Origin of the sequence: Paenibacillus hamazuiensis (genome assembly GCF_023276405.1) — a bacterium.
GTDB lineage: Bacteria > Bacillota > Bacilli > Paenibacillales > NBRC-103111 > Paenibacillus_AF > Paenibacillus_AF hamazuiensis.
Window position 1 is genome coordinate 8,609,397 of the sequence record NZ_JALRMO010000001.1, and the last position, 11,696, is coordinate 8,621,092.

At 48.8% G+C, this 11,696-nt stretch carries 10 protein-coding genes; 8 read left to right on the plus strand and 2 right to left on the minus strand.

Features of this window, described 5'->3' with window-relative positions; genetic code table 11:
- Positions 1–52 precede the first annotated feature (52 nt).
- The 7 genes from MYS68_RS37660 to MYS68_RS37690 all read left to right on the plus strand — a co-directional run bounded on the left by MYS68_RS37660 (position 53) and on the right by MYS68_RS37690 (position 6,949).
- Positions 53–1,648 carry an extracellular solute-binding protein gene (locus MYS68_RS37660; protein WP_248930644.1) on the plus strand — a complete coding sequence of 532 codons (1,596 nt, stop codon included), beginning with the start codon at positions 53–55 and terminating at the stop codon, positions 1,646–1,648.
- A 19-nt stretch (positions 1,649–1,667) separates the two neighbouring features.
- Entirely contained in the window at positions 1,668–4,019 is a 2,352-nt protein-coding gene (locus MYS68_RS37665) for a helix-turn-helix domain-containing protein (RefSeq protein ID WP_248930645.1), read from the plus strand.
- A complete protein-coding gene (locus MYS68_RS37670) occupies positions 4,012–4,155 on the plus strand; it encodes a hypothetical protein (protein WP_248930646.1) in 144 nt (47 codons plus the stop codon). Before MYS68_RS37665 ends, MYS68_RS37670 begins: the two co-directional genes overlap by 8 nt.
- A gap of 2 nt (positions 4,156–4,157) precedes the next feature.
- Positions 4,158–5,117 (plus strand): glycoside hydrolase family protein, encoded by a 960-nt coding sequence (locus MYS68_RS37675; RefSeq protein ID WP_248930647.1) that lies wholly within the window; start codon positions 4,158–4,160, stop codon positions 5,115–5,117.
- 100 nt (positions 5,118–5,217) lie between these two features.
- Positions 5,218–5,361, plus strand: a complete 144-nt coding sequence (locus tag MYS68_RS37680) for a hypothetical protein (protein ID WP_248930648.1) — start codon at positions 5,218–5,220, stop codon at positions 5,359–5,361.
- A gap of 219 nt (positions 5,362–5,580) precedes the next feature.
- Entirely contained in the window at positions 5,581–6,717 is a 1,137-nt protein-coding gene (locus MYS68_RS37685) for an alpha-hydroxy-acid oxidizing protein (protein ID WP_248931150.1), read from the plus strand.
- A gap of 85 nt (positions 6,718–6,802) precedes the next feature.
- The gene (locus tag MYS68_RS37690) at positions 6,803–6,949 is read left to right on the plus strand and encodes a hypothetical protein (protein ID WP_248930649.1); all 147 of its coding nucleotides are present in this window, start codon (positions 6,803–6,805) and stop codon (positions 6,947–6,949) included.
- 368 nt (positions 6,950–7,317) lie between these two features.
- Here the strand turns inward: MYS68_RS37690 and MYS68_RS37695 are convergent.
- Positions 7,318–8,675 (minus strand): IS1182 family transposase gene (locus MYS68_RS37695; protein ID WP_248930650.1). Its coding sequence is split into 2 segments (ribosomal slippage): positions 7,318–8,111 and positions 8,111–8,675, totalling 1,359 coding nucleotides; the frame shifts between segments, so codons are not numbered across the junction.
- A gap of 326 nt (positions 8,676–9,001) precedes the next feature.
- On the opposite strand from MYS68_RS37695, the gene MYS68_RS37700 reads away from it, so the two are divergent.
- A complete protein-coding gene (locus MYS68_RS37700; RefSeq protein ID WP_248930651.1) occupies positions 9,002–9,508 on the plus strand; it encodes a GNAT family N-acetyltransferase in 507 nt (168 codons plus the stop codon).
- Between the two features lie 248 nt (positions 9,509–9,756).
- Here MYS68_RS37700 and MYS68_RS37705 read toward each other — a convergent pair whose 3' ends face one another.
- Complete coding sequence (locus tag MYS68_RS37705) at positions 9,757–11,439, minus strand: TolB-like translocation protein (protein WP_248930652.1); 1,683 nt, start codon at positions 11,437–11,439, stop codon at positions 9,757–9,759.
- Positions 11,440–11,696 lie beyond the last annotated feature (257 nt).

Here is an 11,696-nt window from a genome sequence, read left to right on the forward strand (position 1 = left end):
TGGGCCATTAAGGCTTATAATAATGATTAGAGAAGAAAGGGAGATCGCAAGTATGCAGAACAAAAAGAAAGTCCGCATCACCGCTTCGCTGTGCGCCGTATGCATGACGGCCGCGCTCGCAACCGCCTGCACCGACGGCCGGCCGCAAAGCTCTTCCGCGGATAATGCGAAGGGGCCCGAAGGATCGCCGCAAACAAACGGCGCCCCGACGGCGATTTCGCTCATCCAGCCGGATCTCGGGCGGGTATGGAAGGAAGATAACCCGGTTACGAAGGAGCTGGAGAAACGGACGAACGTCAAATTGAAAGTCACGATGTTCCCGAACAACGATTTCAACAACAAATACAACGTGCTGGCTGCCTCCGGCGACCTCCAGGACATCAGCCGGCTCGGCGCGTTCGACTATCAGAAATATGTCGATCAAGGGCTGTTTCTCGACTTGACCAAGTATCTGGACGAGTATGGGCCGAACCTGAAGAAAGCGCTGAAGCCGGAGCTGTGGGATCTGACGAAGTACAAGGGGAAGCAATTCGTGATTCCGTACGAGAACGCAGCCGGCAAAGAGGTCCCAGTCGTCCGAAGGGATTGGCTCGATGCGCTGAATCTGAAGATGCCGGCCAATCTGGACGAATTCGAAGCGATGTTAAAAGCGTTCACATTTGACGATCCGGATAAAAACGGCAAAAACGATACGTTCGGTCTTGGCGTGACGAATACTTACAGCGAAACGTTCATGCCGATCTTCGGCGCTTTCGGCATTGCGCCCGGGCTCTTCGGCGGGAGCAACCCGATGAACAGCTACCTGAAAGACAACAAGATGTACCCGATCGCCGTTTCTCCCGAGTATAAAGCAGCGGTCGAATATATCAAAAAGCTGTGGGACGACAAAGTGATCGACCCCGAGCTGTTTACGATCAAAGCCGACCAAGCTCAGCAAAAAGCGGCTCAAGGCAAAATCGGCTATTTTACGGCATGGTGGTCGATTGCGCCGCAGCAGTTAACGCAGCAGCTGAAGATGAAAGAAATCGTCCCGAATGCGAAATGGGACCCGATCTACCCCGGCTTGACCGGTCCGAACGGAAAGAGCGGCATGCTCTCCTTCGGAAACATCGGGGCCACCGTTGCGATTTCCGCAAAAGCCAAAAATCCGGTGGCGGCCATCCGATTCCTTGATTATTTGGCGACGGACGAAGGCTGGGAGTTAAGTCATTACGGAATAAAAGGCGCACATTATACGTCGGTTACCGAACCGAGAACGCCGGAAGGTCAGAAGGCTTTCGACGAGAAGTGGCTGGATCCGCTTAGCCAGCTCGTTTCCCGCGGGGATTTGACGAACAAGGCGGCGGCTGCGACCAAGGACCCGGTACAAATCGAGAATAACCGGTTTATCGATGCAGCCGCACAATACACCTTGTACCGGGATGCTTTTTATGGTATTCCTCTGACGGACGAACAGCAAACCTACGGACCCGATATCGCAAAGTATGAAGAGGAGATGTTCATCAAGTTTATCACCGGCGAGGCTTCGCTCTCCAAATGGGACGAATATGTGGAAACGTGGAAGAAAAAAGGCGGGAAACCGGTGCTGGACGCGAAGGTGAAAAAATATAACGAACTGAAGTCGGGCAATGTGACTTCCGGCATCTAATTTTTCTGGGGGGGAGCTTGTGATACGGAAAAAAACATGGCGATTCCTGCAAAGCACGTTGTACGAATACTTTTACTATTTTTTGGCCCTTTCTTTGTTTGTAGCTTTTTCGGCGGGCGGGGCGCTCTATTATTCGTCGTCTTCGCTGCTTTGGAAGGAAGCCGTGCAAAACAGCAGCAATACGCTGCAGCTGCTCAAGAACGGTCAGGAAATCGTATTAGCCGAAGTCAACAAAGCCATGGAAAACGTATTGCTGGACTCCTCCTTCCTCAACTATACGGACGTTTCCAATCAATCCAGCGTGTACACGAAGCTTCAATTCCAGCAGCGCCTGGATCGTGTCGTGCTTTCAAGCGATTATATTCATTCGGTTTACATTTATTATACGGGGCCCCGGTACGTGCTATCGTCCATCGAGGGATCCGTTCCGTTAAGCAGCCTGAAGGATCGGGAGTTCGTCGAATCGCTTTCGGGCGAAACGGTCGCGAAGTCGATCGTACGCACGCGCCATCTTCCGGGGATATCGTCCGCCGAGGACGAAACGGTCATCACGATGGTCAAAACGATGCCGATCATCCATTCGGGTACGCCTGCCGCCTATGTGATCGTCAACATTAAAGGCGATTATCTGGTCAAGATCATGAACTCGCTCAATACGAACAAAAACGCCCGCTTGTTCATTACGGATCCGCAGGGGAATATTCTTTCGCAAAAAGCCTCGGAAGACGCGTTTTCGTTAAGCGACATGCCGGGAAGATTCGATATTTCTCCGTTGAACGGTTCGTCGGGCAGCCTTTTCACCAAAATAGGAGGGGTGGAATCGCTTGTCTGTTACGTGTCGTCCGAGCCCAGCGGCTGGCTGTACATTTACACCGTTCCGAAAGCCGTCGTTACGCAAAGTCTCCAGCTTTGGAGCAAAGCCGCCATCGCCATCTGCGCACTGGCAGCCCTGCTCAGCCTGGCGGGCTCGGTTGTGCTTTCGCGGCGGGTATTTCATCCTCTAGGGCGGCTGTTGTCCTTACTCAAGGGGGCGAGCCCAAGCTCCGCCGGTTCGATGCCCGAGGACGGCAAGGAAATCGCGCAGATTGAACGGAACGTAGGCCGTCTTATCGACCGCAACCGGGACTTGACCATGCTGCTCAAAGATTATGAAATCCAAAGCCGGAACAAATTTTTGCTGCGGCTTGCCTGCGGCGTCGAACAAGTCACCGCCCAAACGATGGAGCGGCTGACCTACTATGGTGTGAGTCTCGGGGAAACCGGCCGATATGTCGTGGCTATCGTGTCCATGGACGACTTCGCCAAATTCAGTCAAGAGACGCACGAATCCGAACGCAACGCTCTTTTGCTGACCTTGTCCGAACGCATTCGGGTGGAAGCTTTCGTCAACCGGTCGCTGCAAGGGTATTTGATCGAAACGGAATCGAGCGAGATGGTGATTGTTCTTTATCGGGGTACGATGGAACCCGGCGAGGAGCTGTGGAGCAGCGAGCTCCATTCGTGGTTCCGATATTTGCATGGCCTGCTGCAGTCGGATACGAATCTTTCTTTCACGCTCGGCGTGAGCTCGGTACGGGAACGTTTGAACGAACTCGGCGAATGTTACTTCGAAGCGGAATCCGCCGTACGGCAGAAGCTCGTTTACGGCTTTAACAACGTCATTTTCTACGAATCCGTTCGGACGGATCGGGGGATGGCTCTTTACCCGCTTGCCATCGAAAGGAATGTGCTGACTCAGCTCAAAACGGGAAACCGGGAAGGCGTTCTGCACGGTCTCCGCGAATTCGAGTCCTATTTACTGGAACACCATTCCGGCCAAATGGAGCAGGTCCGTCATTATTTTTTACAATTTTTCTCGTCCTCGCTGCGGTGCATTTATGAAATGGACGCGAATTTCGGCTTCAAGCCGGTGATTCGGCAAATCCTGCATACCGATCTGCTCGGGTTGGAAACGATGCAGCAAATGACCTCCTATATGCAAAACCTTTACGAACAGGTGCTCGACCAGCTCGAGCAAAAGCGCAGTTTGAAGAACAAGGAGCTGGCGGGCAGCGTGAACGCCTATATTGACAAGCATTTCGGCGAGGACCTTTCGATAGAGCAAATTAGCGACATTTTCGCCATCAGCGTTTCACATTTGCGCAAAATTTATAAAGAAGAGACGGGCATGACGATTCGGGATCGGCTCAGTCAAAAACGGATTGCCAAAGCCAAGGAGCTGCTTGGCGATCCCCGCCAAAAAATTCAGGATATCGCGAGTCAGGTAGGTTACTCGAACGTTCAATCGTTTACGAAAGCGTTCAAAGCCGAAACGGGTAAGTCGCCGGGGGAATATCGGGATCAGCAGCTTCGCAGCAATTCGCATGTATAATCGGAAGGAGGAGCTGCGAGATTTTATAAATGAGGTCAAAGCACAAACCGGCAAGCATATTTTGACCGAAGCGGCCGGATACTTGCTGCGGGACGCCGCGGTTATTGCGGCAAGCCGGCATATACAGGAGGAATGAACGTGCCCGGATTCAAACTAAACGATATCCCGTCGCCCATCGTGCTGCAGGGCAACCGTCGGATCGCGTATCGCGACCCGGCTGTATTATATCACGACGGCATATTCCGGCTTTATTATACATTGGTTGCAACGGAGCCCGACGGCCGGGTATACCTCTATACGGCGACAAGCGAAAGCCGGGATCTGATCCATTGGAGCGCACCTCGTCGTTTGACGCCGAAGGATGCCAATTTGAATTACTCCAGCCCGGGAAATATCGTCCGCTTTCGTGATCGATGGATCATGTGCCTTCAAACGTATCCTCGCCCGAACGGTGAAAAATACGCCAACGAAACGGCCCGCATTTATACAATGGAGAGTGCCGACCTTATCCACTGGTCGGAGCCGGAGCTGCTTTTGCTGAAAGGGAATGAGGTTGCGCCCGAGCAAATGGGCAGGATGATCGATCCTTATTTGATCGAGAGCCGGGAAGAGCCCGGGAAGTGGTGGTGCTTTTACAAGCAGAACGGAGTCAGCATGTCGTTTTCCTATGATTTGAAGCAATGGACTTATTACGGCCATGCCAACGCCGGCGAGAATGTATGCGTCGTACCTGTCGGCAATCGCTATGTGATGCTCCACTCGCCGGAGAACGGGATCGGCATCATGACTTCGGCGGATCTCAAGAGTTGGACCCCCGAAAATACGCTTCTGACCTTGGGGCAGCAGGATTGGGAATGGGCCCGGGGCAGAATCACGGCCGGCTTCCTGCTCGATTGCCTGGATGTCGAAGGGATCGGTAAGTATCTGTTGTTTTTTCACGGAACCGGCCCGCAGGGTGAGGACGTTATCTTCGATACCCACGCCTGCATCGGAATCGCGTGGAGCGAAGATTTGGTCGAATGGCATTGGCCGCAAGCCAACCGGACAACTCGAAGTAACGCGCTCAACTTGCATAAAAAAACCTGGTTAAAGCAATAATACGAAGGTCTTTGCAAATATACAAGATGACAATGCCAAATAGCCGCTTACCGGAAACGAAGCTCTATCGTTGACATAACTTCATGGAGGAGGATAAGCCATGGAAAAGGAAAACCGTAAAGATTCCGAACTTAATGAAACGGCTTTAGAGGAAAGCAGTTTAAGCGTACCCGAAGGAGTTAAGCCCTACGTCGATATCATCGGCGAAGAGAGGTTGGATCCTGAAGATTACGTGAGCCGGTAGAACGGTCATGCGACCGTCGAATCCACGGCTGGGCACCTTACGCGAGGTGCCTTTTTTCATCCCAATGTTCTAAATGCGCCACTCCCCTATGTTCTTATGGAACGAATAATGTTTCCTTACTTAAGATACTTTAAGAAAGTCCAACGAAGGGAATATCGCAAATCAAATTGACTTCACGCAGGGGAGTTTTATATGAAGCTGGATTGCGAAAAGATCCAAATGAACTATTATGAAGAGTCGGATTTGGCTATTCGCCACTTTCCGATTGCGTTTCACGAATGGGAGGAAAAAGCCAGACAAAGACTGGCGGCCGGACCGTTCGGTTACGTCCATGGAGGCGCGGGAAAGGGCGATACCATGCTGGCCAACCGCAGCATATTTGATAAGTACCGGTTATTGCCGCGGATCTGCAGCGATATTTCAGAAAGGGATTTGTCGATTACCTTATTGGGTCGCCAACTGCCGTCACCTATTCTGCTTGCCCCCATAGGGGTTAACTCGATTTTTCATCGCGAAGGAGAACTTGCCGTTGCCAAAGCTTGTGCGGAGACCGGCATTCCGTATATTTTAAGCAACGTATCGTCGCAGCCTATGGAAAAGGTAGCGGAAGTCATGGGCGAGGCCGTTCGCTGGTTTCAATTATACCCGCCCATTGATCCTCACTTATCCCGAAGTTTCCTGGACCGAGCCAAGAAAGCGGGTTACTCCGCTATTGTCGTCACCGTCGACTCCACGATGCTCGGCTGGCGTGAAACGGACCTGCGTAATGCGTATTTACCTTTCCTGGAAGGCCATGGTATGGGAAATTACTTTACCGATCCCGTCTTTTTGCAAAAACTTGATAAGTCCCCGGAGGAAGACAAAATTGCTGCCGTAAAAAAAGCGTTAAAGGAAGGAAATAATACGCAATTTACATGGAATTCTTTTGAAGAAATTCGAAAAATGACTGACCTACCTTTGCTTTTAAAAGGTATTACTCATCCGGAAGACGCGAGATTTGCTATAAAACATGGGGCTGACGGTATTATCGTTTCCAATCATGGGGGACGGCAAATCGATGGCGCGATCGGTACGTTGGAAGCTTTGCCGGGCATTGTGGATGTGGTCCGGGGCGAGGTTCCGATTTTGCTTGACAGCGGAATTCGCAGAGGAGCAGACGTCATGAAGGCTGTCGCTTTGGGGGCTACCGCCGTGCTGATCGGACGGCCGTATATTTATGCTTTAGCTGTGGCCGGCCGGCAAGGAGTGATGGCAGTCATTCAAAATATCATCGCGGAAACCGAACTGACCCTGGCCATTTCCGGGCGCAAATCGATGAAAGAAGTGGATTCCACACTGATTGTCAAAATAACATAGCGATTGAATGCTGGAGCAGATGGAGTGGGGAAGATGGCCGAAGCAAACGGTTCCGAAGCAAAAATGAAATGGTGGCAGCTATCCCTTGGAAGCCGGTGTTAAAATTACGTTCAGACGGTACCCGGGGATGATTCACGGATTTTACGCCATGACCGATCTGTTCGACGACGGCCATTCAGTCTATGAGGATATTTCCGCGTTCGTGCATTCGCAAAATCGCAAATCAACGTAGATGATGCTTCGCCGATAAGAGTACAAGGCGGATGGTTGGCATAATAAGCTAATCTCGGATATAATATAGAGTAATTCACTAAGGAGCGATTTTTTTGTCTGGGGCCGTTCTTAACTAAGCCAATTCCATAAAAGAGGTTTTCAAACATACGCCACCCGTCTGTCCATTTCGGATGATGCGGGTAGGGTTTGAAAGCTTCGGAATTAGTTAAGAACGACGGATATAACCAGATCCTTAGGGATACCTGTTATAATGAGTTCACATCCGTGCCGGTTCGGCACGGATCAGATTGTTGACAAAGCCCCGGTTTTTCGGGGCTTTTGTAGGATCATTTTTTGAATTTAGCCCTAAAAATAGAAGATCGCCTCTTATCCGGCCCTCTTAGCCAGGATATTGGCGATCTTTTTAATGTTTTGACATAGTGCAGTCAGTAATGCTTGCTGCTGCACTTTGTTTCGGCCGCGGAATCGGCAGTAGCGAAGCCCATGGAGCTCTTTGGCATCCGCGAAGCTTCGCTCAATCGTCTGGTATCGTAAGCGGTAGAGATATTTGCCGGACTTGCTTCTACCGTTTTGTTTTACCCACTCTTTACTATCCTGCCACACATGCCTGGTGATGACTTTTTGGTGATTCCGGGACCGGGTACATTCTTTGAGCATGGGGCAGTTCGCACAATGATTCGGATCCGACTTATACTGTCTGTAGCCTTCGCGATCCGTTGTCGTATATTTCAATTCGTGTTTTTGTGGACATATATACACATTGTTCTCCGCATCATACTTAAATCGCCACTTAGCCATTAATCCTTTAACTGGGGTAAAGGCTCTACCTCCGATGACCGCGTATATTTTCTTGTCTTGAAGCTTTTTGCAAATGTGCGACGTGAAGTAACCTGCATCCAGTGCGACGGCTTCTAGTGTTTTTTCGAATTTGAACTTCTTGATGATATGTTCCAAACGCTCTATGTAAGGGACAGAATCGTGAACGTTGCCGGCAGTGACGTGGACATCCATGATGATGTTGTATTTGTGGTCGACGGTCCGATGATCGAGATAGAAAAAGCCTTCCGGCTTACCGTCCCGTACCATATAACCGCTCTCCGGATCGGTTGTGCTTACCTTCGTTAGTTTGGTTTCTTCCACCTCCTCTCGTGGCTTTAAAGCTTTTTTCCATGAGCCTCGCGATCGGCACGAATTGCTTCGTCCAGTTCTTCCATGTAGGCCCTCGTACTCTTGGTTACTTCCTCTTGAACAAACTTTCGTTTATTCGCATTGGCCTTGAGATGAGTTGAGTCGGTGATGAGTACCCGACCGGCAACGAGACGATGTTGAATAGCAAGCAGAACGACCCGGTCGAAGATTTGTTGAAGTACATCGCCTTCTTGAAGACGTTCACGAAAGTAGCTGAGGGTGCTATGATCCGGCACGCGATCCTTGAGCCCAAGCCCCAGAAACCATCGATAAGCATTATTAGAGAAAACCTCTCTTTCCAACCGCCGTTCGGAGCGAATGCCGTCAAGATACCCGATCAATAGCATCTTGAAAAGCATGATGGGATCTGCCGAGGGACGTCCATTATCCTCGCAGTAATAAGGACGGACTAAGTCGAGAATAAAGGAAAAGTCGATATGCTTATGTACTTTACGAAGAGGATGATCCGGATGAACCAGTTCCTCGATACACACCAATTCATATTCATTTTGGACATTCGGATTAGAACGAAGCATAAGATCCACCGCCTTAAGAGTATATTTAAATTATAACATATTAACGCGGTAATTTGTTAAAGATATTGAACGAAAAAGTAGCCTGTTGGGTTTTTCAACAGGCTGATCCGTGCCGGTTCGGCACGGATTTTTTTGGCTCAAAATAGCGGGTGCTACAAGGGGAGGGATGACGTATGTTCATTCCTCCCCTTTTCATATTTTCGGCAAAGGAGGAGGGGAGCGAAACCATTTTAATCGCAGTAGCAACCGGATTTTCGGAATGAAAGACCCGCTCTCTATGTCAATAAGAGCGGACAATACTTTAAATTGCAGGAGGAGAACTATCCATGAAACTTCAAACGAATCGGCTTCTATTAACAACGCTTGATCTGGATTTGATCGAGGCGGCGGCAAGACGCGATACAGCCGCTATAGAGGCTTTGGGTTACAAAACCAATGGTGAATGGCCGGGGCCGGATTTTTTTGAAGCGTTACCTTACTTTCGCGAGATTCTGATCAAAAATAACGGTACCAGAGGATTTGACTCATGGATCATTGTGGAAAGAGAAACGAAAGAAATTGTAGGCGGGATAGGTTTTGTAGGAGATCCCGATCAGGACGGCATGATTGAAATCGGTTTTGCAACAAACGAAAGCCATCGCCGCAAAGGATATTGCTTTGAAGCCGCTCAAAAATTAATGGAATGGGCATTGGATCACGATGAGGTCCAACTCATAACGGCGAGATGCGAGCTCGGCAATATCGGCTCTAAGAATGTGCTGCTTAAGTTGGGATTCGAAATGGATCACAAAGACGAAGAGTTGATTTATTGGAAATATCCGAAGATGAAGTAAGGGAGGCTAAATAAATATGATCGGCAAGATCATTAGATGACGCAGAATTCACTTCTATCTGGCTCAAAAGTTTGGTGTAACGGTGTTCGCCGCCGAATTATGAATCAATGCAACCGATAATTATCGAAGATTCAACGAGTTCGATCTGGAACGCCAAATTATTCCGATCCATGCAGATGCCTGCAGGGAAAAGTACCCCGAATTTCTTTTCGGGGTACTTTTGAATGCAGTATGTGCAGGATTGTCCACTATTCCGAAAGATCTTCGATATTTAGCGTAACACCGTTATACGTGGCATATCCGTAGCTTTTCGGTTTACCGTCTGCATCCATATCAAACAACAGTTTGGCGGGTGCAGCACCGAAAGCTGCCCCGAATGTAGCCCTGAAATTCATTTCTCCTTGCTTTTTACCGGTCAATTGAATGTTCGCTTCGTAGCGGCTTTCACCTAAATAATTATAATTCGCCTTCTCATATCCGTTATAGAAATTCACGCCGTCATCACTGAAGTTTACATACTGCGTTTCGGAATATCCTTTGAAATTCGGGGAAATTTGCTTTGTAATAGAAATGTATCCGGAATGTTTCCCGGCGATTTTTCCTTCTACATTCGGATCCATGGAATTTAAAACAGTCAGGTCTTTTATGCCGTATGGGATATTATCCGTCGTTTTTTTAATCGGTACGGGTTTCCCCGGTTTGTAATCCGGCAGGTTCACTTTCTGAAGCCTCATTTGTAACCCGTTGCTGCCTCTGAGACCCTCCGCCCACATGGCGCGTTTTCCGTCCGGATGCCAGGACATAGGCGAGTAATATACCCAATTTTCATCCGTAGTGAGCTGCACTCCTTGATATCCCGGTTGGTGCATGGAACGGTTAATGTCAATCAATACCGGACCGATGTTACCATTCCTGAACTTGCGTACTCCGTCCACTGAATATAAATATAGAATCCCGGTGGGAGCCGCAGAGGTCGTTATGCCGTACGGCCTCGGCATGAGTCCGAATATGGCCGGGTCTGTATGTTTTGAAAACCTGGTGCTCATGACGATTCCCAAACGTTCATCCGGGGAAAATATAGTTGTTTCGTCATATCCGGGTGTACGTGTGATTTGCGTTATATTCTCCGTATTTAAATCTTGCACAACCGAATCGGGAGTACTGTTATCCTTTCCCCCTATAAGAGATATTGCGTTTCCTCCTTTGACAAATTGTTTAACTTCTCCTCCCCGAGTCGCAAGGGGAATCATATATCCCGGACGATCCGGATCATTTTTAAAGCTCTGTACGGAACTGATAATTTGCACTTTCTCGAGAACACAGTTATCTTTTTTACGTTCCAAGACTCCGATAAGTGCAGCAGCGGACCAACCCGAGCGGAGTATCGTCCAACTCATATGTTTGTTGTCGGGTGCGATAATAATTTCCGACCAATGATGGGAGGTCTGCGGATCATCCATAATGATCGAAGGGTAAACAATAGGGACCAGGTTTGTGCTGCTGCATTTGTCAATATTAGGTGTGCACTCGAGCACATAATCGCCCAGCAGCACTCGTTTATTGTCCTGAAACGGCCTGTAACGGATGCCGTTGGCCGTAGGTTTTGTCGGTATGACACCGGAGAAAATGACTTTGAAATCGGTTCCATCATCGTTAAGAACGGCAATGTTATAAAAATCGGCAGTATGGATATCTTTCTCTGTTTTATACGAAACAAGCACTTTCCCCGAGTAAGTGTAGGTACCTTTCAGTTGTTTATTTACATAAGGCGGCAATGGGATGGTGCTTATGTTTACTCTTCCAATTCCGTTGCTTTTGGATTCCAGGCCGTCATTTACGGAGTCTGAAGATGCATTTGAAGCAAATGCCGGTGTTACCATTGACAATAAAAGACTTAGCATAGCCAGTACCGAAACTAATCTTTTTTTCATCAAATCGCCTCCCGAATTAGGTTGAAGCAATGAATTATTTGGCCGGTAGAATCCATGGATGTGCAAACGTTTTCCAAAAGCGCCACAGTCAGCCTATTACATCCTCAGATTGAGCCTCACCCCCGCATCTGTTTTGTATGCGCTTGCAAAATCGAATATAGTATTTGGAAATTAATAACTCAACAGGTTATTTTTAAGTTTTTTTCATGGTCATTTTTAAGGGCGAGTTCAAAAAGGTACGTCGCTTCGGAGCAGGG

Bases quoted from the DNA above. Each gene is read 5' to 3' on its own strand.
- MYS68_RS37660 (WP_248930644.1), top strand. From the start codon at position 53: ATGCAGAACAAAAAGAAAGTCCGCATCACCGCTTCGCTGTGCGCCGTA.
- MYS68_RS37670 (WP_248930646.1), top strand. From the start codon at position 4,012: ATGTATAATCGGAAGGAGGAGCTGCGAGATTTTATAAATGAGGTCAAA.
- MYS68_RS37680 (WP_248930648.1), top strand. From the start codon at position 5,218: ATGGAAAAGGAAAACCGTAAAGATTCCGAACTTAATGAAACGGCTTTA.
- MYS68_RS37685 (WP_248931150.1), top strand. From the start codon at position 5,581: ATGAACTATTATGAAGAGTCGGATTTGGCTATTCGCCACTTTCCGATT.
- MYS68_RS37700 (WP_248930651.1), top strand. From the start codon at position 9,002: ATGAAACTTCAAACGAATCGGCTTCTATTAACAACGCTTGATCTGGAT.
- MYS68_RS37705 (WP_248930652.1), bottom strand. From the start codon at position 11,439: ATGAAAAAAAGATTAGTTTCGGTACTGGCTATGCTAAGTCTTTTATTG.